The following is a 19,809-nucleotide window of genomic DNA, read 5'->3' as shown; positions in this document are numbered from 1 at the left end:
TGGGTGGAGGCGGTTCGCGGGGCGACCGTGGAGGCATGAACTTGCAGAATGCGGTGGTCGACGGCGCGGTCGCGGTGCTGGTGATCGGGTGGATCATGTACCGGCAGACCCGATGGCAGGTCCTCGACGCCAATCGGCTGTGGCGGGGACCGATCATTCTCGGGCTGGTGGGGTTTCTGCAGATGAAGTCCGTGGTCACCGGTGGCGGCCTCGGGGTCATGTCGGTGGCCCTGCTGGCCTTGTCGGCGGCGCTCGGTGTCGGGATCGGCGTGGTCATGGGGATGCTGTCCCAGCTGCGCCGCACCGCCGCGGGATGGGAGGCGCGGACCGGGTGGGCCGGATCGCTGCTGTGGCTGGTGCTGCTGGCGGCGCGCATCGGGGTGGACGTGGTCGCGCACCTGGCCGGCGCGGTGGCCGTCACCTCGGTCGGGGCGATCCTGCTGGTGGTGGCGCTCAATCGGGCGGGCCGGGCGCTGGTGCTGGCCCGGCGTGCCGAGCAGGCGCACCCGGTTGCGGCACACTGAGACCGATGTCCATCCTCGATCCACCCTCGAGCCTGTCCAGGCTGCTGCGCCTGGTCGGGCTCGTCGCCGTGGTCTCCTCCTCGGCGAGTGTGGCCCTGTTCCACCGGCCGTGGGTGGCGGCACTGGTGGTGCTGTCGTGGCTGGGCTGGGCGGCGTGGGTGGTGATGCCTGCACGGAAGTGGCGGCGGGAACGAATCTGCCTGTGCGCCATGGCCATCGGCGGGGGATCGACCGTCGCCCAGTCGGTCGGCTCCGGAATCACCGCCCTGGCCACGGTATTCATCGCCCTCGGCCTGCTGAGCGCGCCGCTGTGGTTCGGTCTGGCGATCGCGGTGTCCACCTCGGTGCTCATGTGCGTCTCCGTCCTGGTGGACGGTGCGCGTCCGGGGGCGCTGGTGGGATTGCTGGTCGGTGTGGTCGTGGTCGGCTTGGCGGGCTGGAGCCGCCGCCAGGCGCGGGTCGGCGCGGAGCGCAATCGGATGCTGGTGGAACAGAATCGGATCATCCGCGAGGAGCGGGATCGGGCCGCCGCCCTGGCCGAGCGCGGGCGCATCGCCCGCGACATCCACGATGTGCTCGCCCACACTCTGGGCGGTCTGGTGCTCCAACTCGACGCCGCGGACGCGCTGTTGGAGGCGGGGGAGACGGACCGGGCCGCGGAGCGGGTCAAGGCATCTCATCGGCTGGCGGTGTCCGGGCTGGCCGACGCCCGCCGGGTGGTGGGCACGCTGCGGTCGGGCGGCTTCGACGCGGCGGCCGAGCTGCGCCGGGTGGTGGAGGAGCACCGCGCGGCCGGCGGGCAGCTGGCCGAGCGATTCGATGTCGCGGTGGATCCGGCGAACGAGCAGGCGGCGGTGGCCCTGATCCGCGCGGTGCAGGAGGCGCTCACCAATGCGCGCAAACACGCACCCGGGCAGGCGGTTACGCTCACGCTGCGCGGCAGCGGCGCGTCGCTGGAGGCGGTGGTGTCGAATCCGACTGCCGCGCAATGGGTGCCGCTCGGCAGCACCGGTTCCGGGGCAGGACTGCTGGGTATGCGGGAGCGGATCGAGGCGGCGGGCGGACTGCTGTCCGCCGGGAAGGAGGAGGGTCGGTGGACGGTGCGAATCCTGCTGCCGCGGAAGTGATCACGGTGGTGGTGGCCGACGACCAGACCACCGTGCGCGACGGGCTCACCACGGTGTTGTCGCTGCTGCCCGATATGCGGGTGGTGGGGGAGGCCCGCGACGGCGCGGAAGCGGTCGAGCTGGTACGGCGGGTGAAACCCCGGGTGGCGCTGATGGATCTGCGCATGCCCGGCATCGACGGCGTGGCCGCGACCGCCGCCATCACCGCCCAATATCCCGAGACCGCGGTCCTGGTACTCACCACCTACGCCGACGACGCCTCCATCGCGGGCGCGCTGCGGGCGGGCGCACGCGGATATCTCACCAAGGACGCCGGTCGCGCCGAGATCGCCGCGGCCATCCGATCCGTCGCGAGCGGTCACACCACCCTGGCCGCCGATGTGGGCCGCCGCCTGCTCTCCGCCCTCGACGCGCCACCCGAAGCGCCCGCCGACCTCACCGACCGCGAGCGGGACGTACTGCGGCTGATGGCGCAGGGGCGCAACAACTCCGAGATCGCCAAGGAACTGTTCATCGGTGTCAGCACCGTGAAGACGCACATCAATTCACTGTTCGCCAAGCTCGGGGTGCGCGATCGCGGCCAGGCCATCGCCTTCGCTCATCGCACGGGTCTGGCCCGCTGAGCGAGGGTCCGGGGCTACCGGTCCTCAATCGGCTATCTGAGTCTGTAGATATTGCAATCTGAGCATGGACTGCCGGTATGACATCGCTGTTGTGACACCCGGACCATGAACCTGTTCAGAACAAACAGCTCAGAAGAGCGGTGCCCGCCATCGGACTTCGCCGCGGCTAGGGGGAAACCGCTTGCCCGAAGCGGGCTTCGAATGCGGCGCGGTTGGCTGAGATGGGGGAGCGGTCCCAGACGGCGAACACGACGCGATCGAAGGCGGCGCCGTGGATCTGGAGCGCCCGATCGAAGGCCTCGGCGACCTCGTTCGGGTCATTGCGGAACACGCCGCATCCCCACGCGCCGAGGACCAATTCGCGGACACGCTCGTGAGCGGCGACGGCGAGCACCCGCTCGGCGCGGGCGATCAGGATCTCGCGAACATCGACCCGTTCGCCCGAACGGTCCGCCAGTGCACCGGCATTCGGCGCGGGCGAGGTGAGGAACGAGGTGGTGAAGGTGCGCGCGGTGAGCGCACCGCGGTCGTCGCGGATGACCGGGACCTCGCGGGAGAAGATGACGCGGTGGCTGTAGCGCAGGTCGTCGGATGCGCGGTGGGCCTCGTAGTAGCGGGGCGTCTCGAGCAGGCAGCGGTAGAGCAGGGCGCTGCGGCACAGGTCTTCCTCCTGGGCGCGGGCACCGCGGAGGTAACCGCCGCCGGGGTTGCGGGCGGAGGCGAAGTTGAGGACGGCGATGGTTTCTCCGCCTTCCTCGTGTAGCCGGCGGGCGGCCTGCATGCTGCCTTCGGCCGTGACCTCGGGGCGTCCGGTGAATGGTCCGGGGTCACGGTTGCAGAGGTCCTCGTCGGGTTCGAAACAGTGGGTCCAGGCGCGCGCCTGGGACAGCGCGTCGGTGATGTCGACGAGGGTTCCGTCGGCCGCACGATAGGTGCCGAGGGCGGCGATCCGCTCGTTCTCGTCGGCGATTTGTTGTGGGCTGGTACTCATTTCAGTGACCATACGGGCCGGGCCCGGGGAGGGCATCCAAATTTTAGTCGCAGACACCAATACTGGGCTGTCGCGGTGCGCGCACCGGGTTTGTCCGACCGTCCGCCTACGATGTCGCCATGACCGGCTCCCAGCGTTTGCGGATCGTCCCGTCGCAGTTCGCGGTGGATCACCTGCCGAATTCCACCTTTCCGGAGGACGACGAGTGGATCGCCCTGGTGCGGGCGCCGGAGGGGCTCACCGTGATTCGCGAGGCGCCCGCGTGGGCCGAGGGTGAGACCTGGAAGGGTTTCTACGGTGTCGACGCGGGCAGCCTGAACGCGCCCGGCACGCTGGCCGCCTTGATCGGGCCGCTGGCGGAGTCGTCGATCCCGGTGTTCGTCGCCTCCACCTTCCACGCGGATCTGGTGCTGGTTCCCGCGCATCGGCTGGAGGAGGCGTCGGCGGCGCTGCGTGATGCGGGGCATCGCATCGCCGACTGACACCGAGGGTTGGGAAGCGGGGCCTTGGGGTAGTCCGGCGTTGTCCCGCTGTCCGGTTGCGTGGGACGGCCCACGGGTGCACCATATTACTGTCTACGTACGTAGAACGTATGAGCGGGCGCGCCCCCGGCGCCCGGGGAGGCTCGGGTCCATACCGGCGATCACCCTACGATCGGGTGCGCACCAGGACCGTAGGCCGACACGTGATGCGGAATCGGCTGAGCCGTGAGGTGAGGAGACGTCAGACGTGAGTGCGCGAGGCTTCGGAGACCTGGAAGCGGTCGTCATCGAACGCATCTGGGATCGCTCCGGCAAGACGACGGTCCGGGAAGTGTTCGACGAGCTGGCCGGCGAGCGCGACATCGCGTACACCACCGTCATGTCCACCATGGACAATCTGCATCGCAAGGGCTGGCTGGAACGCGAACGCGTCGGCAAGGCCTACCGATACTGGGCCACCCTGAGTCGCGAGGAGTACAGCGCCCGCCTCATGCGTGAGGCGCTGGGCAGCGGCGGTCGTTCGGATCTGGTGCTCGCGCACTTCGTGGAGCAGATGAGCGCCGAGGAGTCCGAGGGCCTGCGGGCGGCCCTGCGCAAGCTCGCGCGCTCCAAACTGCGCTGACCGGAGGGTCTGCGCGGCACTCGATTCCCGCCGCTGCCACCGGTAGTGGTGTGCTGCCGTCTGCCGGTCGCGGGTTCGGCGTGTCGGGTGGCCCGATTGCGCAAACCTCATGCGTGTCCTGTCGTTTTGCCTCGGATTCGCCGGGGCCGGGCGTGAGCCCGATCACCGGCTCCCAACTAACTACGTACGTAGATAGTAGATTGTTTCGAGGGTGTGTCAATGACATGCCGGCGAGGAAACCGGTCGGTCAAAACAGCGGCCGGGCAGTCGGATTCGAGGCGGGAGGTGTCGGCGGTGGGTCGTGTCGGCGGGTTCGGCCGGACGCTGTGGGTGCTGCTCGGTTCGGGGCTGGTGCTGCTCGCCGCGATTGCCGGTTGCGCGCTCGGCGATGGGTCCGATCATGCGCGCCCGCTGGAAGCGGTGTCGATCGCCCCGGGCGAACCGGGGGCTCCGGGACCGCACGGCGGTGAATCCGCGCACTGCGACCCGCATGTCGGGGACGCGATCCGGACGGCCTCGCCCGGCGCGGAACACGCGCCGGAGGTGGCAGCCGATCCCATTGTCCCGGCAGCCGGACCTGCGGATACCGGAATCGTCGCCGTGTCCCACGGAGTACGGGGACCACCCGATTACGCGGTCGGCGGCCGGATGCTGCTGACCCGCCTGTGTATCGACCGACGCTGATCGGCCGGCGACAGGCCCTGGGCGTCGCGCCCCGGGCCGGAGTCCGTTGCCGTGCACATCATGCCGCCGCCGCGGCGGTCCGATACCGAAAGCGACAGTCATGGACAAAGGTCTGCTCGACGAGTTCGACACGATTACCGGCCGGCCCGGATTGCCCGGCCTGGCCCGGGAACCCCGCGCGCTGGTGGGCAATACGCCGGTGCTGTGGGTGGGGGAGCCGTTCTCGCCCCCGGGGCTCGGCTTCTGGGCCAAGCTCGAGGGACGCAATCCGGGCGGGATGAAGGACCGGCCCGCGCTGCACATGGTGCGGCGGGCCCGGGCCCGGGGAGTGCTGGCGCCCGGCGGCCGGATCATCGAATCCTCCAGCGGCACACTGGGGTTGGGGCTGGCCCTGGCGGGGCTGGTGTACCGGCATCCGGTGACCGTGGTGACCGATCCGGGGCTCGAACCCATGGTCGCGCAGCTGCTCACGGCCTACGGCGCCCACGTGGAGCTGGTGTCCGAGCCGCATCCGGTCGGCGGCTGGCAGCAGGCGCGCGGCGATCGGGTCGCCGAACTGCTGGCGGCCGAGCCCGGCGCGTGGTGCCCGGACCAGTACAGCAATCCCGACAATGTCGACGGCTACGAGTCCCTGGCCCGGGAGTTGATCGAACAGCTCGGTGGCGTCGACGTCCTGGTCTGCGCCGTCGGGACCGGCGGCCATTCCGCCGGTGTCGCCCGTGCCCTGCGCCGCACCAACCCGGACCTGTCCCTGATCGGTGTGGACACCGTGGCCTCCACCATCTTCGGCCAGCAGGCCGGCCCGCGCCTCATGCGCGGCCTCGGCTCCAGCATCCACCCGCGCAATGTCGACTATGCCGCCTTCACCGAAATCCACTGGGTCGCACCGGCCGAAGCCGTCTGGGCCTGCCGCACCCTGGCCGCCGCCTACCTCGCCAGCGGTGGCTGGAGCGTCGGTGCGGTCGCGCTGGTGGCCGGGTGGGCGGCCCGCACCCACGCGCCGGGCACCCGGATCGCCGCCGTCTTCCCCGACGGTCCGCATCGCTACTTCGACACCGTCTACAACGATTCCTATTGCGCCGCACACGGACTGCTCGGCGCTCCGCAACCCACCGCGCCGGACACGATCGCTCATCCCCGGGACCGGCAGGTGGAGAAGTGGACCCGCTGCTCCACGGTTATCGACCCCCGGGCGTCGGAGCCCGCGTCGGAGCCGGGAGCCCGCGACCGCACTCCTGCTCCGACCGCGAACACGGTCGGCCCGATACCCGGTCGCGGTCCGGGCGATGGTGCCGCTGGTCATTCGACGGCGATGGGGCCCGGAGATGGTGAGCCGGTGGGGAATCCGGTACTCGGTTCGACGAGCGCACGCGACGTCGCGGAGCCGCTGTCGTGAACATCGTGGCGAAGTTCCGCGGGTTCGATCGGGCCGCGCAGTTGCTGATGGTCAATCAGTTCGGCATCAACCTCGGGTTCTACATGCTCATGCCGTATCTGGCCGGGTACCTGTCCGGCCCGCTGGGTTTGGCGGCGTGGACGGTGGGGCTGGTGCTGGGTGTACGGAATTTCTCGCAGCAGGGGATGTTCCTGGTGGGCGGCACGCTGGCGGATCGGCTGGGGTACAAGCCGCTGATCGTGGCCGGATGTCTGTTGCGGACAGCTGGTTTCGCGCTGCTGGTGTTCGCGTCGGATCTGCCGGGCCTGCTCATCGCCTCGGCGGCAACGGGATTCGCGGGGGCGCTGTTCAATCCGGCGGTGCGGGCCTATCTGGCCGCGGAGGCGGGGGAGCGGCGGGTGGAGGCGTTCGCGGTGTTCAACGTCTTCTATCAGGCCGGGATGCTGGCGGGCCCGCTGGCCGGATTGGCGCTGCTGGCCTTGGATTTCCGGGTCACAGCGGCCGCGGCGGCGGTGGTGTTCGCGCTGCTGACCGTCGCGCAGCTGTTCGCGCTGCCCGCGCGCCGCGGTGCCGAACCGGCCGTGCGGACCTCGGTGCTGCAGGATTGGCGCACCGTCGTCGCCAATCGCCGTTTCGTCGCCTTCGCGCTGGCCATGATCGGCTCGTATGTGCTGTCGTTCCAGGTGTATCTGGCGCTGCCCCTACAGGCCGAGTACCTGGCCGGTGAGCGGGCGCAGACGGTCACCTCGGCGCTGTTCGTGATCTCCGGCCTCGTCGCGGTCGCGGGGCAGCTGCGCATTACCGCCTGGTTCCGGAAACGCTGGGGGACCGGCCGCGGCCTGGTGGTCGGTGTGGCCCTGCTGGCGGTGGCGTTCGTGCCGCTGGCGGTCTTGCCCGCACCGCGGCCCTTCGGTGCGCCGGTGGCCATCGGCGCACTGCTGCTGGCGGCGGCGGTGCTGGCGGTCGGCACGGCGGCAGTGTTCCCGTTCGAGATGGACACCGTGGTCTCCCTGTCGGGGAATCGCCTGGTAGCCACGCATTACGGCTTCTACAACACGGTGGTGGGGATCGGCATCCTGGTCGGCAATCTTGCGACGGGTGCGCTGCTGGGTGCGGCGCATGCCGTCGGGGCGGACTGGGCGGTGTGGCTCGGTCTCGTGGTCATCGGCGCGCTGGCTGCCGTCGCCTTGCATGTCCTGAATCGATCCGATCGGGATCCGGCCCCCACCCGCACGCCGATCGAGGATCCGTCATCGCCCGCGGGTCGGCGGATCGACTATCCGACCCGGCTGCTGCCGGTGCGGCGCTGAGCCCGGGACCCGGCGCGGCGGTCCGCGCCGGGTCCCGGCTAGACGGCACAGACCTTGATGCCGATGCCGGCGGTGACAATGGCCGCGACCGGGATGAACACGGCGGTGAGCGTGATCGCGGTGATCGCGATGCGCGTGTGCATGCGGGGCGGGTTCTCCGGCACGGATAAGCGGCGGACCCGGGGCAGCAGCGCGGCCTCGGCGGTCGCGGGCGGGGTGGGGAGGGTGGAGAGGGTCAGCAGGGCCTGTAAGACGGTGGTGCGCCCGTGAATTCGGGCGGCGACATCGTCGGCGAGCATCTCCAGCAGACGCGCCACCTCGGAGGCGCCCAGGGTGAACAGCTCGACCCGCGGCAGCACGGTGGCCAGGCTGCGGGTGAGAGTGAGGAGCAGGTGGTGGCGGCCGTCCAGGTGGGCGCGCTCGTGGGAGAGCACCGCATCGAGGTGATGATCCTCGAGCGCGGCCAGCACGCCGCGGCTGACCACGATCGTATGGGGTTTGCCCGCAACGCAATACGCGGCCGGATGATCGACCTCGAGCACGACCGCGTCCAGGCCGGGGTGGTGGCGTCCGGCGAGCCGGGCCATGCGGGCGTGCTCGAGGGTGGTGCGGCGCGCGCGCAACAGGGTGGTGCCGAGCCGCACCACCAGCACCAGCACGGCGAGCGTGGCGAATCCCGACAGCGCGAACAGCCCGGTCTGCAGGTGCACGCCGTAGTCGCCTTCCGCGGCGTCGTGCAGGTGCAGCAGGCAGCTGTCCATCAATTTGGCGGGAAACAGTGAAATCCGGTGCGTGACAAGGTCGATGATGATGATCGCCAGTGTCACCGTCCAGGCCAGCACAGTCGAGGCCATGGCCGCCAGCCAGGCCGCCACCGCGATCCGGGGCGCGGCCCCTGCGGTGCTGAGCCGGCGCAGCAGCCGGGGCGCGAGTACGGCCACGGCGAATCCGTACAGCAGCAGACAGACGGCGACGCTCATGCCGGCACCCGCGATCGCGCTGCTCGCATCCGATCTCCTCCCGTGGAATGGGCACGAGTGTAGAGGGCAAAACTGAGGGCAGGCTTACTCCCGCGGCGTGACGGCCGCCGCAGGCGCCCGGCAGGAGCGCCATGTTCGATACCCCTGTGGGGTACAGTTTCCATATACCTGTTGGGGGTATAACTCCGAAACCGGCGACAGGAGAACCGATGTCGACCCGAACCGAAGCGGCATGGCGCATGGCACGACATCCCGCCACTGTGACCCTCGCCCGCTGCGTCGCTCTGTGTGTGATGGCCGGCGTGCAGGCCGGCCTGCGCGGACGCGCCGCCGACTCGCCGTGCCGGGGTGGGAAAACCGCATGAATCGACCGGGCGTGCTTGCGCTCGGCGGCGATTCTCCGGTATTACGTATCTACGTAGTTAATACGTAGATAGGCCGGGTGTCGTTTCCTCGACGGCACCGGGACGCCGACCGGACCGGCGTCGACACGGGTGGGGCCGGGTGTTTTCCGCGAGCAGCCCCGGCCCCACCCGTGATCACCGCGGAGCGGTCAGCAGCGCGTGGGCGGCGGCCTCGATCGCCGCTTCGTCCAGCAGCACCGCCGCGGCGGCCGGACCCAGCGGCACGAAACTGTCGGCGCTGGTGACACGGGCCACGCGGCCCTCGAAACCGGCATCCAGCAATGCCGCGCACACCGCCTCGGAAACGCTCCCGCTGCGGCGGGTCTCATCGGCGACGAGCACGCGGCCCGTGGCGCGCGCATGCTCGACCAGATCCGCCACCGGCAGCGGCGCCAGCCAGCGCAGATCCAGCACCCGCGCGTGAATCCCCTGCGCGGCCAGCCGCTCCGCCACCCGCAGGCTCATCGGCACGCCATTGGCGAAGCTCACGATGGTGAGATCCGCGCCGGTGCCGTACACGCGGGCGCGCGCGATCTCGGCATGGCGCACACCGGAAATCGGCGCCAGCCAGCCGCCGTCCCCGGCGCGATACAGGTCCCGGGTGTGATAGAGCGCGATCGGCTCGAGAAACACGCACACCCGCCCGTCCACCCGCGCCGCCGAGACGCACGTGCGCAGCATCGTCGCAGCATCGTCGGCCCGGGCCGGCACGGCGATCACCAGGCCGGGGATATCCCGCAGCGCCGCAAGGGAATTGTCATTGTGGAAATGCCCGCCGAACCCCTTCTGGTAAGCCAGACCCGCGATCCGCACCACCACCGGATTCCGGTACCGCCCGCCCGAGAAGAACGACAGTGTCGCCGCCTCCCCCCGCAACTGATCCTCGGCATTGTGCACATAGGCCAGGTACTGAATCTCCGGAATCGGCACGAACCCCGCCAGCCCCGCCCCCAGCGCGGTCCCCAGCACACTCTGCTCATCGAGCAGCGTGTCGAAAACCCTGCGCCCCCCGAAGCTTTGCTGCAACCCCTTCGTCACCCCGTACACCCCACCCTTACGCCCCACATCCTCCCCGAACACCAGCACATCCGGATCGCGAGCCAGCAACTCCGCCAGCGTGTGATTCACCGCCTGCGCCAGGGTGAGGGGCTCGCCGGAAACCGATGAAGAAGGTGCTGCCGACGAAATCCACTGTGCCGCAACCTGGCTCGCTGATACGTCGGCGGCCGCTCGCGTGGTGGCGGCCAGGCCCGATATCCCGTCTCCCACGTCCGGGGTAGCGGGAGCCGGACGGGCGGTTGCGCCAGCCGAATCCACGGCAGCGTCGGTGTGGGATATGACTGGGTCGGTGGGTATCCGGGCCGCGGCGTTCGGGTTTCGGGGACCGGCGAGTTGCGGCGCATCGGGCCCGGCGCCGCCGGCCCGATCCAGGTCGGGCCCGGTGCGCAGGACGTCGGCCCGGATCGCGGCCGGGTGGGCGGGGGCGAGCGGGGCGGTGATCTCGGCGGCCGAGTGCAATTTCGGTTCGTGCCAGGCGGCTTCGGCAGCCTTGGCGACCTGGTCGCCGATCTCGTCGTAGCGCCTGACGATCTCGGCGGGGGTGGTGACGCCGGTGGTGACGAGCAGGCGGGCGGTGGCGGTCACCGGGTCGCGGCGCAGGTCCGCGGTGATGTCGGCGGGGCGGCGGTAGGCCGATTCCACATCGGAGCCCGCGTGGCCGAGCAGCCGCACGGTACGCAGGCGCAGGAAGGCCGGTTTCCGGTGTGCGCGTACGTGATCCGCGGCCGCGGTCGCCGCCGTCAGCGCGGCGGGCAGGTCCGTGCCGTCGGCATCGAAGTACGCGAGTCCCGGCCGGGATCCGTAGGCCTGCTCGATCCAGGTGCGCGGAGTGGGCACGCTGATGCCCAGGCCGTTGTCCTCGCAGACGAACAGGATCGGCATCGGCACGCCCTGGTGGGCGGTGTGGATCGCGGTATTGATGGCCCCGGCGGCGGTCGAATGGTTGGCCGAGGCGTCGCCGAAGCTGCACACCACCACCGCATCCTCGGGCCACTCGGTGTGCAGGCGCAGCTGCGCGGCCCGGTCGAGGGCGAACGCCAGGCCGACCGCGCGCGGCAGGTGCGAGGCGATGGTGGAGGTCTGCGGAATGATGTGGGCCGGCTTGCTACCGAAAACCTTGTGCCGCCCACCGGAAATCGGGTCCGCGGCCGCCGCCACGACACCCAGCATCACATCGCGGAGCGGATCCAGGCCGGGCACCTGCCGGGCGCGGTGCACGAAGAACGCGCCGGACCGATAGTGCAGCAGCGCCGGATCGGTGACCCGCAGTGCCGCCGCCACCGCGACATTGCCCTCGTGTCCCGACGAACCGATGCTGTAGTACCCGTGCCCCTCCCGGGTGAGCCGCCGCGCGGCCAGATCCAGCTGCCGGGACGCGGCCTGGGCGTCGAACAGTTCCAGGCACCGCGCCCCGGTCAATCCGGTGGCGGCGTCGATCGGTTCCCGGTGCGCGCGAGCCGCTCCCGGCGTCGTCGCCGCCACCTCCGCGCGAAACCACTGATCCAGCTCAGCTTCCCGATCGTTGATGACGCCCTCCCATGGTTCGAGTTCGCCGGGACCTCAGCGTAGGTGTGACACCGCGCGATCGGCGGCAACAGCGGATCTGTCGGCCAGTCTGTCCAGAGTGCCGAGCGCAGGCCCGTCGCGGGTGTATTTCCACCATGTTGATGACTTGTTCGGAAGTATTCCAGTTGATATCGCCATCATGGCTGTGGATTTCCGAAGACGCGGTCGCAACCGCTCAGCGCCGCCAGGCGTCGCGCGCCAGCATGTCGGTGATCAACGCGGACGGCCGCGAATCGGCATGAAATTCGGTGCGCAGCAACTCGCAGGCCTCCGCGAACCCGATTCCCGCCGCCCTCTGGTTTGCCGTGAGTGTGTGGTCAGCTGGGTACAGAACTCGCTGACCGTCGAACGCTCGGGTCGCACCAGAATGCGGTGCTTGCTCACCCGCTCCCGGGTCACTCCGCGCGCAGTTTCAATCCCGTGTCGTTGCCGGAGTTGCGGATGGTGAGTTCGTTGGAATCGATGGTGGCCTTGGTTTTTCCGTCCAGTGCGTGCAGCACCTGCTGCTCGACCTCCATGACCTGCGGGTCGCACATCATGCGGGTGGTCGCGATCTGGAAGGTGACAGTGCCGTCGTCGATCTGGGCCGTGCCGGTCATGCTGTTGCAGCCCGCGCTGCCCGAAACCTCGCCGTCCGGGGTGATGGTGAGGGCGGGGCGGACCTCGTCGAGGGTGGCCGAGTGGACCTCGGCGTCGGGGCGCAGCAGGGCGGTCACGATCCAGGGCGTGTCGACCAGCGGTTTGTCCGGGTGGGCGGCCTTGCGGTCGAGCATGGTGACGGTGGAGCCGTTGCCCTTCAGGGTGAGCGTGTCGCCGGTCAGCGTCCAGGTCGGCTGGGAGCGCAGCAGCCCGTCCTGCCAGCCGTCCGCGCCCGCGAGATCGCCCGGGCATGCCATGAGCGTGGTCGCCATCTCGCCTACCTGGATTGTATTGCCTTGCAGGTCAACGGGTCCGGTGGCGGTATTGCAGCCGGAGGTGGCCGAGACGCGCCCGTCGGCGAAGGTCAGGGTCAGCGGCCCGCCACCCGGGATCGGGGTGCCCGCGACCGCGGTCGAGACGAAGGAGCGGCCCATGAGCGAGGCGGGCGGGGTGTAGTCGACGCCGCCATTGGAAGAGCATCCGGCCGCGGTCACGGCGGTCAGCGCGAGCAAGACCCAGAGACGAGTTGCTGGCATATGCCCGATCGTACGGCGATCACACCGGCATCCCGAGTGCCGACGCGAGCGTCCGCCCGATCGAGGTCACGAACGAGCCCCGCAGCTCAGCCGTGGGCGAGCGCCTGGTCGGTGAGTGCGCCGATGACCGGTCCGAGTGTCCGCGCGTAGCTGACCGTGACATGGTTGTCGTCGCGGTACACCAGGGTGTTGCCGACGATGAGCGGACAGCGGACGGCAGTGCAGAACAGCGAGGTGAGGTCGGCGTACCGGCCGCCTCCGGCGACCGCCGCGGTCTGCTCGGCCACGACACCCGCGTCGTTCACCGCGACCGGTCGCTCGGGGGTGCACGCCAGGGCATCGTCGATGTGCTCGGACAGGCACGCCGGCACGGTGGTGTGCGGATCGGGGATCGGCCCGAGAACGAGGACGGCCGAGCCGATCGCGCGCAGCTGGGCAACCAGGCGATTGAGGCCCTCGATCCAGGCAGCGTCATAGGAGACGAAGCCGAAGTCTCCGCCATAGCGTCGGGACATACTCACCACGATCAGCCGGGGGCGTTCGCTCTGCAGCCGCGTCAGCACCTGGCCGCGCCATTGCTCGCATTCGGAGTACTCCCGGTCCAGATAAGGACTCGTAATGGGCAGGTCGAGCAGCGGGCAGGTGACCTTCGCCATGGTTTCCAGCCGCCAGCCCCGCGCCGTGGCGATCGGCTCCAAGGCCGGACTCCACATCGCGGCGTGCGAATCACCGACCAGGGCCACCGTGGTGTCCGAGTCCGGATTACCCGAGGCGCACTCGGGCTGGCCCACATCGCGCCAGGAGCGCACACACCCGTTGTTGAACACGTCCGCCTTGTCGCCGGACGCGTTGCCGAGCGAGGGGGTGAGATTCGACGGGACAGCCCGGATTTCGGCCGAGTCGGCGACCGCCGACCGAGTTTGCGTCATCAGCTGCCGAACCGCCTCGTCGAGGGGGTCGGCGGCAGGAGCGGACGGTGCAGCTGGTGCGACGAGCGTGAGCGCCGGCGCCGACAGGCCGCGGCCGACCGGGGCGGGGACGAGCATGAGCAGTGCCACCACCACACAGATGGCGACAGCAGTGCACGCGCCGCCACAGGCGAGGCTGAGCCGGGCAGAGCTCCGCAACAATGCCGCGAAGCGGACCGGATTCTCGACCGACCAGTGCGTCAGCAGGGCGAGTCCGCCGGTCATCATGACCGCGCCGAGTGCGCCGACTCGCCCGAGCGGGTGGCCGAGCGCCAGGGGCGCCAGCAGCAACACCGGCCAATGCCACAGATACAAGGTGTAGGACAGGCCGCCGATCGCCCGCACCCGAGCCGGAGCCAGTACCCGGCCGACCCCGAATCGTGTTGCGGCACAGCCGGACACGATCACCAGAGCCGTGCCCAGGACCGGCAGCAGCGCCGCGGCGCCGGGATACGGTGTCCTGCCGTTCAGCTGGGTGCAGGCCGTGACGATCAGGACCAGGCCGATCCATCCGGCGAGCGTGGCCACCGATTTCGGCAGCCGGGACCATGCGACGGCCGAGAGCGCCACCATGCCGCCGGCCGCCAGCTCCCAGGCCCGAGCGGGCAGTGAGAAGAAGGCCCAGGGCGGCAGCACACGGGTCCACACCAGCGAGATCGTGAACGAAGCGGCCGCGACAACCGCGAGCACGATCAGATACGGCAGCAGCGTGGCCGATCCGGTTCGGCGCCGCCGCACGAGCCAGGCCGTCGCCATGATGAGCACCGGCCACAGCAGATAGAACTGCTCCTCCACCCCGAGCGACCAGAACTGCTGGAACGGCGACGGCGGCGCATCGGCGGCGAGGTAGTCGGTACCGTGCAGGGCGAGCCGGTAGTTCCCGGCGTACAACGCGCTCGCGATCCCGTCGCCGAGGACCTCGCGGGCCTGCAGCGGCGGCAGCAGTACCGCCGCGCCGATCGCGGTGGTGACCAGGACGATGCTCGCCGCGGGCAGCAGTCGACGAGCCCGTGCACCGTAGAACCGGGCCAGCTCGATGGTGCCGGTGGCCGTCGCCTCCCGGCAGAGAATTCCGGTGATCAGGAAGCCCGATATCACGAAAAAGACATCCACGCCGACGAATCCACCACCGAGCCCGGGCGCACCCGCATGGAAGAACACGACGGCCAGGACCGCGACCGCTCGCAACCCTTCGATATCGGGCCGAAATCCCGCCCGGGGCGTCGATGCCTGCTGAACCCGGTCTGCCTGCCGATTTATCAATCCGCTCCCGGCCGTGTCCGTCATGGGCTTGCATTGTTATCGATCGTGTGGGCCATGTCACCGCGACTCTCCGGGTGGTCCCATTTGCCGCTTCGCCTGCGCACCATCGTCGTGCGGCCCTTGTCGATCACGTCCTGCCACGGCCGGGCCGGAAGTTTTCTGCACGCCACGCGGCCATCGCAGAGGTCTGCCATCAACGCACCACCGTCAGCTCATCGGCTACACCGCCACCATGGAACACCTTGGCGCCCAGGACAATCCGCTCGATGTGGCGCTGCGCTTCCCGCGCCGGGCCCAACGACTACCACGAGATCGTGGCCGCCCTCCATCTCGTGGAGGACAATGCTGGCGGTTTACTCCGCCGACGCCTCGACCCCGGCGGCGCCGAGTTGACCTTGCCGCTACGTCAACTCATAGCGTCGAGGTCATGAGCGAGCCCACCGAGCCGGCCATCGACCGGACCATCTACCCCATGCCCATGTTCGCCACCTTCCGCGTGCGCGACCTCGCCGCCGCGACCGCCTGCTACCAGGCCGCCGGATTCATCGCGCTGGCAACCATTCCCGGCGCGGACGGCACACCCGTCCTGGTGCACCTGCGGCGGATGAAATACCAGGACCTGCTGCTGGTCCCGGGCGAACCGGCGCCGGGCAGCACGACGGTCACCTTCGCCGCCGGCGGCGCGGACCTCACCGCACTGGCGACAACCCTGCGGGAGTGCGATCTCCCGGGCCTGGGCGTGGATGGTCCCGCGGACACCGCGTGGTACACCACCGATGTCACCCTCGACGACCTGGACGGCAACCGGGTCATCTTCACCGCACCCCGCGAGGCCGAGCTGGACCGGGCCAAGGAATGGGCGGCGACCTTCGAGGGCGACTGGGCCGGCAAGAATTAGCGACGACACGGGAGAGCTTCGTGGAGTGGATGATTCGGCAACTGAGGTCGTATCCCGCTGGCGTGAACGCGCTTTCGCCGTGAGCAACCAGTGGCGCGGCAAGTCGTTGCGGGAGCAGCGGGAGTGGAAGCCTGACACCGACGATCTGATCGCCTGCCGGATCGCCGCCCGCAAGGACGGGTGCGCCCCGGACTCCGAGCGCGCGCAGGCGCTGGCCGCCCGGCACGTGGCGTGGTTGCGGGCCATCCCCGGAACGCCACTGGCGGACGGTGATCGGGAGCGCTGCATCGCCATGATCGGCGGTCTCGGGCGGATGTACGTCGAGGACGAGCGGTTCGCCGCGACCTACTGCGGGCCCGAACACGCTACGTCCGTGCGTGATTCGCTGACCGAGTACGTCCGCTGGACACTGTGAAGCCCTGCCGGGCCGTGAAACGCGTGCCCGGCAGGGCTTTTCACGCGCGCACGGCTCAGCTGCCGTAGACCTGGCTGGCGGTGAACGAGAACTGGTGTCCCATCGAGCTGCACTGCACCCCGCCGCGGTAACCCTGCGTGCACGTCGCGCCCGCGTAGCTGATGCTGGCCGGAGACCACGCGTCACCGCTGGACGGCAGTGCCTGGTTGCCGCCGGGCTGGGTGTGGCCGCCGCCGCTCCACTCCGGATGGGCGGGCCAGGCGGTGTTGTCGATGATCGCGGCCGGGGCGTACGGCACCGGATAGACCTGGCCATTGGGCCCGGCCAGCGACACGTACATCAGCACGCCCGCCGGGTTGATATCGCAGCCGACAATGCCATTGGCGGCGATCGAACAGTTGAAGCCACCGATATTGAAGAAAGCGGTGTCTCCGATGAGGAAACCCGACGGATCGGTGGGGTCGGCGGAAGCGACGCCGGTGCTGAGGAACAAGGCGCTCCCGGCCGCGGCGGCGAGCAGGACAGATCGAGTTTTCATCGTCATGAGTGCCTCTCCTGTAGTGAACCACCTTCGATAGCTGGTCATGTGCTGTTCGTTTCAGCACTGGTTAACGGATACTACAGGCGAGCTCGCTCGTCCTGTGGTGGAGGCGGGAATACTGAGCGGGCTGCCCTTCTCCCAGGTTGATAGCTGAAAATAAGCTGTCGGCGTGATGGGGAATTCATCGACCACACGGCCCTGACTGCGGCCCCCGAAAATCGGTTGCGGCTTTCCCCGGTCGGCTGCGAATGTTGTTGTACCGCAAGCTCGATGGGCGGCGGTCTCGGAAGGTTCCGGCCTGTGGAGGTCAGCCGGTCTTGAAAACCGGAGCCGGGCAACGTGTCCCGGGGGTTCGACTCCTCAGCTTTCCGCGGTGTTCCGTCGTGAGACGGGACCGAATGGCGTAGTTGCTCTGTCGGCACGGGCAGCCTGACTTTCACTCAGGACCCACGTCGGTTCGACTCCGACCTACGTCACCAACGACTTCGTGGCGCGCCGGCCCGGCTGCCCTGGCTCTTGCTCGGGACAGCCCACAGCGGCCCCGAAACCGTGATGGTTCAGTCGGCGAGATGATTTGCCCGGGGCTAAAATCTGGTTAGCTTCGTTGGCGCGACACGCGCAGAACAAACGCTGATTGTGATGGGACTGGGCCGGGATCCTGATCCGGCTGCCGGCGGACGCTGTTCACCGTCGCTGCCGCGACCGCCGTCGCTCCTCGGCCGTTCGTCACCGGCGGTCGCCGGCCGGATGATCAATCGACGATCTCGATGAGATCCAGGCGCAGCAGGACCGCATACAGCTCACGCAACGGCACGGCGAGCATCTGCGTCAGTGCCCCCGTCAATGGATCCGATCCGCCGCTCACACCAGTACTCATCACACTCGACACACTGCGGATCCCAGGCGTCGAACACTCGAACGCACTATGACCGGGAGGCAACAAATGGCCGAAAAACCACCAACCGGCCACGAGAACGCCGTCGACCGTGTGCTGGCCGCGCAGGGTTTCGCCGTAGACCTGCCGGTGATCGGCCGGGTTCGCATCCCCCGGCCCGAGCAGTTGGCGTACTACGGCGTACTGGGCGCGCTGGCCGCAGCGGAGATCATCGAATGGCCCGTCGCGCTGGTCCTCGCAACGGGCCATTGGCTGCTGCACGATCAGCACAATCGCATCGCTCATCAGATCGGCGAAGCCCTCGAAGAGGCGTAGAACCAATTTGCAATAGCAACTGGTCTGCAATTTCGGCCGCTCGGGTAGTGGAAATATCCTCGCTACAACGGTCAGATCGGGTCGGCACCGCCTGGAAATGGCATTTTCTTCCTACGTCTCACGCGGACGAGTTGAGTGCACCGCCTTTCGTTTCGATAACGTAGGGCCGATCAGAGCATCGCGGAGTATTCTGGCAACGCACTAGTTTCCGCAGGAAGTTCTTTGCGCTACCTACGACGACTGGGGTGTGATGAGCAGCGTTGCATCGGACACTGTGAGAACGCTCGGGGCTACGGCATCGGCGAGTGTGCATGCGGTTGAGGCGGCCGGCGGAGCCGTCGTCGGGGCGGTGACCGGCGCGGCGCGCGGCACAGTCGAGGGCGCCGTATCCGGCGCTCGTAGTGGGATGGACCTGTCTGCCGCCACTGTGCTCGGCGTCGTTGCGGCCGGTTTGACCGGCCTGATCGAGTGGCCCGTGGCCGCCGCCGCGGGCGGCGTCGCGGGTGCGGTCTATCTGTTGCGGCGCGCCAGAACCGAATCCGGGAATCAGGACACGTCCGAACAACCGCGGCCGCGGGAGCGCAAGAGCACTCGGCCGAAGCAGTCCACCGCGGGTTCGCGACGGCCGCGAACCGCCGCACAGTAGTGGTCTCCCTGCGCGGTCTGGCCACTGCGCCGATCCGGCTGCCCCTCGCGGCCACCGGAGCCACGGTGGGATTGCTCCGGCGGCCGGTGGCGGTGGCGTCGCGGCTGGCGGACCCGGCAGCCGCTCGAACAGTCGCCGAATTCACCGAAGGCATCGGCCGGGAACTCGGCGCGCTGGCAGACCCGCGGCGCATGCGTACGCAGCGGCGGATCACGGTGCATGCCAACCGTATTCACGCCGAGGTTCGCGGCCTGCAGTCGGCACAGAGCGCTCGGGTAGCCGAGTTGGCGCGCAAGCACCTCGAGCAGGAACCGGAGGTGTGCTGGTTCCAGGTCAATGCCGCCACCGGGCGGGTCGTCGTGGCCGCGGACCCGCAACGCCTGTCTCCGGCACAGCTGGAAGCGATCCTGGAACGCGTCGAAGATCTCGCCGGAACCAGTACGGAGCCGTGGAGCCGTCGACTCGAGCACCCCTCCGATCGGGAGCCGGTATTGACATCCGCGCTGCAGCTGGCCGGCGATCTCATCGGGATCGGTGTGGTCGTCACCGGGCGGTTGCTTCCGGCACCGCCGCCGGCCCACGTAGTCCGGGGAGCGGTGGCTCTCGTGGACGGACAGCCGAGGTTGCGCGGCGCACTGGAAGCCCAGCTCGGCCGCCACCGCGCCGATACCGTGATCACGATCGGAAATGCCGTGGGTCAGGCATTGGATTCGGAAGTGACCGGCCTGTGCGCCGACGCGATGCAGCGGGCGGTGCGGCTGGTCGAGGCCGCCGCTCGCTTCGCGCAGTGGCGGCGCTGGGAAGAGCTGATCGCCGACCCGGACCTGCCGGGTGTCGACGTCTACGATCCGCCCGAGCCGCGGCCGCTACCGCTGCCGCACGGACCGATCGAGCGCTGCGCCGAACAGGTCAGCGCCGCCGCGGC

Annotated in this window: 19 protein-coding genes, 1 tRNA gene and 1 pseudogene; 14 read left to right on the top strand and 7 right to left on the bottom strand. The window is 69.4% G+C overall.

Annotation, left to right across the window (positions count from 1 at the left end):
* Nucleotides 1-35: 35 nt before the first annotated feature.
* From ACWEKS_RS42130 to ACWEKS_RS42120, 3 genes are read left to right on the top strand one after another with little or no spacing between them, the layout of a single operon-like run.
* Nucleotides 36-524 carry a hypothetical protein gene (locus ACWEKS_RS42130; RefSeq protein ID WP_452345315.1) on the top strand — a complete coding sequence of 163 codons (489 nt, stop codon included), beginning with the start codon at nucleotides 36-38 and terminating at the stop codon, nucleotides 522-524.
* A gap of 5 nt (nucleotides 525-529) precedes the next feature.
* Complete coding sequence (locus ACWEKS_RS42125) at nucleotides 530-1,651, top strand: sensor histidine kinase (RefSeq protein WP_452345314.1); 1,122 nt, start codon at nucleotides 530-532, stop codon at nucleotides 1,649-1,651.
* Complete coding sequence (locus tag ACWEKS_RS42120) at nucleotides 1,618-2,274, top strand: response regulator (protein ID WP_452345313.1); 657 nt, start codon at nucleotides 1,618-1,620, stop codon at nucleotides 2,272-2,274. The genes ACWEKS_RS42125 and ACWEKS_RS42120 overlap by 34 nt, the downstream gene beginning before the upstream one ends.
* A gap of 166 nt (nucleotides 2,275-2,440) precedes the next feature.
* Here the strand turns inward: ACWEKS_RS42120 and ACWEKS_RS42115 are convergent, their stop codons facing one another.
* A complete protein-coding gene (locus ACWEKS_RS42115; protein ID WP_452345312.1) occupies nucleotides 2,441-3,265 on the bottom strand; it encodes a TIGR02452 family protein in 825 nt (274 codons plus the stop codon).
* A gap of 119 nt (nucleotides 3,266-3,384) precedes the next feature.
* On the opposite strand from ACWEKS_RS42115, the gene ACWEKS_RS42110 reads away from it, so the two are divergent.
* The 5 genes and pseudogenes from ACWEKS_RS42110 to ACWEKS_RS42090 all read left to right on the top strand — a co-directional run bounded on the left by ACWEKS_RS42110 (nucleotide 3,385) and on the right by ACWEKS_RS42090 (nucleotide 7,759).
* Nucleotides 3,385-3,747, top strand: a complete 363-nt coding sequence (locus tag ACWEKS_RS42110; RefSeq protein WP_354837508.1) for an ACT domain-containing protein — start codon at nucleotides 3,385-3,387, stop codon at nucleotides 3,745-3,747.
* Nucleotides 3,748-3,994: 247 nt separating this feature from the next.
* Nucleotides 3,995-4,369, top strand: a complete 375-nt coding sequence (locus ACWEKS_RS42105; RefSeq protein WP_364612631.1) for a BlaI/MecI/CopY family transcriptional regulator — start codon at nucleotides 3,995-3,997, stop codon at nucleotides 4,367-4,369.
* Nucleotides 4,370-4,663: 294 nt separating this feature from the next.
* Entirely contained in the window at nucleotides 4,664-5,053 is a 390-nt protein-coding gene (gene lpqS / locus ACWEKS_RS42100; RefSeq protein ID WP_452345311.1) for a putative copper homeostasis (lipo)protein LpqS, read from the top strand.
* A gap of 100 nt (nucleotides 5,054-5,153) precedes the next feature.
* A pseudogene (locus ACWEKS_RS42095) lies at nucleotides 5,154-6,251 on the top strand (PLP-dependent cysteine synthase family protein); the annotation flags it as partial.
* A 245-nt stretch (nucleotides 6,252-6,496) separates the two neighbouring features.
* Nucleotides 6,497-7,759, top strand: a complete 1,263-nt coding sequence (locus ACWEKS_RS42090; protein ID WP_452345331.1) for an MFS transporter — start codon at nucleotides 6,497-6,499, stop codon at nucleotides 7,757-7,759.
* Nucleotides 7,760-7,797: 38 nt separating this feature from the next.
* Here the strand turns inward: ACWEKS_RS42090 and ACWEKS_RS42085 are convergent, their stop codons facing one another.
* The 4 genes from ACWEKS_RS42085 to ACWEKS_RS42070 form a co-directional block, all read right to left on the bottom strand.
* Entirely contained in the window at nucleotides 7,798-8,739 is a 942-nt protein-coding gene (locus ACWEKS_RS42085; RefSeq protein WP_452345310.1) for a M56 family metallopeptidase, read from the bottom strand.
* 539 nt (nucleotides 8,740-9,278) lie between these two features.
* On the bottom strand, nucleotides 9,279-11,684 hold the full coding sequence (locus tag ACWEKS_RS42080) for a thiamine pyrophosphate-dependent enzyme (RefSeq protein ID WP_452345309.1): 2,406 nt from the start codon (nucleotides 11,682-11,684) through the stop codon (nucleotides 9,279-9,281).
* A 479-nt stretch (nucleotides 11,685-12,163) separates the two neighbouring features.
* Complete coding sequence (locus ACWEKS_RS42075) at nucleotides 12,164-12,943, bottom strand: META domain-containing protein (protein WP_452345308.1); 780 nt, start codon at nucleotides 12,941-12,943, stop codon at nucleotides 12,164-12,166.
* 86 nt (nucleotides 12,944-13,029) lie between these two features.
* A complete protein-coding gene (locus tag ACWEKS_RS42070; RefSeq protein WP_452345307.1) occupies nucleotides 13,030-15,198 on the bottom strand; it encodes an acyltransferase family protein in 2,169 nt (722 codons plus the stop codon).
* A gap of 403 nt (nucleotides 15,199-15,601) precedes the next feature.
* Here ACWEKS_RS42070 and ACWEKS_RS42065 point away from each other — a divergent pair, with 403 nt between their 5' ends.
* Together ACWEKS_RS42065 and ACWEKS_RS42060 are read left to right on the top strand one after the other, a co-directional pair.
* Nucleotides 15,602-16,072 (top strand): VOC family protein, encoded by a 471-nt coding sequence (locus ACWEKS_RS42065; RefSeq protein WP_452345306.1) that lies wholly within the window; start codon nucleotides 15,602-15,604, stop codon nucleotides 16,070-16,072.
* 25 nt (nucleotides 16,073-16,097) lie between these two features.
* Nucleotides 16,098-16,487 (top strand): TipAS antibiotic-recognition domain-containing protein, encoded by a 390-nt coding sequence (locus ACWEKS_RS42060; RefSeq protein WP_452345305.1) that lies wholly within the window; start codon nucleotides 16,098-16,100, stop codon nucleotides 16,485-16,487.
* 55 nt (nucleotides 16,488-16,542) lie between these two features.
* On the opposite strand, the gene ACWEKS_RS42055 is transcribed toward ACWEKS_RS42060, so the two are convergent.
* Complete coding sequence (locus ACWEKS_RS42055; RefSeq protein WP_452345304.1) at nucleotides 16,543-17,031, bottom strand: hypothetical protein; 489 nt, start codon at nucleotides 17,029-17,031, stop codon at nucleotides 16,543-16,545.
* A gap of 397 nt (nucleotides 17,032-17,428) precedes the next feature.
* Here ACWEKS_RS42055 and ACWEKS_RS42050 point away from each other — a divergent pair.
* Nucleotides 17,429-17,507: transfer RNA gene (locus ACWEKS_RS42050), tRNA-Glu, on the top strand.
* A 272-nt stretch (nucleotides 17,508-17,779) separates the two neighbouring features.
* Here ACWEKS_RS42050 and ACWEKS_RS42045 read toward each other — a convergent pair.
* On the bottom strand, nucleotides 17,780-17,893 hold the full coding sequence (locus ACWEKS_RS42045; protein WP_452345303.1) for an Rv1535 domain-containing protein: 114 nt from the start codon (nucleotides 17,891-17,893) through the stop codon (nucleotides 17,780-17,782).
* 78 nt (nucleotides 17,894-17,971) lie between these two features.
* Here ACWEKS_RS42045 and ACWEKS_RS42040 point away from each other — a divergent pair, with 78 nt between their 5' ends.
* The 3 genes from ACWEKS_RS42040 to ACWEKS_RS42030 form a co-directional block, all read left to right on the top strand.
* Nucleotides 17,972-18,238, top strand: coding sequence for a hypothetical protein (locus ACWEKS_RS42040; protein ID WP_452345302.1), 267 nt, complete (start codon nucleotides 17,972-17,974; stop codon nucleotides 18,236-18,238).
* Between the two features lie 307 nt (nucleotides 18,239-18,545).
* Nucleotides 18,546-18,884, top strand: coding sequence for a hypothetical protein (locus ACWEKS_RS42035; protein ID WP_452345301.1), 339 nt, complete (start codon nucleotides 18,546-18,548; stop codon nucleotides 18,882-18,884).
* A gap of 65 nt (nucleotides 18,885-18,949) precedes the next feature.
* A partial coding sequence (locus ACWEKS_RS42030; RefSeq protein ID WP_452345300.1) for a hypothetical protein occupies nucleotides 18,950-19,809 on the top strand: 860 nt, incomplete at its 3' end.

The organism is Nocardia sp. NPDC004711, assembly GCF_053601595.1.
This window is presented reverse-complemented; position numbering and strand designations above follow the sequence as displayed.

Coding starts and splice junctions, on each gene's coding strand:
- ACWEKS_RS42075 (WP_452345308.1), bottom strand. CDS start 12,943: ATGCCAGCAACTCGTCTCTGGGTCTTGCTCGCGCTGACCGCCGTGACC.
- ACWEKS_RS42110 (WP_354837508.1), top strand. CDS start 3,385: ATGACCGGCTCCCAGCGTTTGCGGATCGTCCCGTCGCAGTTCGCGGTG.
- ACWEKS_RS42040 (WP_452345302.1), top strand. CDS start 17,972: ATGGCCGAAAAACCACCAACCGGCCACGAGAACGCCGTCGACCGTGTG.
- ACWEKS_RS42130 (WP_452345315.1), top strand. CDS start 36: ATGAACTTGCAGAATGCGGTGGTCGACGGCGCGGTCGCGGTGCTGGTG.
- ACWEKS_RS42070 (WP_452345307.1), bottom strand. CDS start 15,198: ATGACGGACACGGCCGGGAGCGGATTGATAAATCGGCAGGCAGACCGG.
- ACWEKS_RS42085 (WP_452345310.1), bottom strand. CDS start 8,739: ATGAGCGTCGCCGTCTGTCTGCTGCTGTACGGATTCGCCGTGGCCGTA.
- ACWEKS_RS42125 (WP_452345314.1), top strand. CDS start 530: ATGTCCATCCTCGATCCACCCTCGAGCCTGTCCAGGCTGCTGCGCCTG.
- ACWEKS_RS42090 (WP_452345331.1), top strand. CDS start 6,497: ATGGTCAATCAGTTCGGCATCAACCTCGGGTTCTACATGCTCATGCCG.
- ACWEKS_RS42065 (WP_452345306.1), top strand. CDS start 15,602: ATGAGCGAGCCCACCGAGCCGGCCATCGACCGGACCATCTACCCCATG.
- ACWEKS_RS42055 (WP_452345304.1), bottom strand. CDS start 17,031: ATGACGATGAAAACTCGATCTGTCCTGCTCGCCGCCGCGGCCGGGAGC.
- ACWEKS_RS42115 (WP_452345312.1), bottom strand. CDS start 3,265: ATGAGTACCAGCCCACAACAAATCGCCGACGAGAACGAGCGGATCGCC.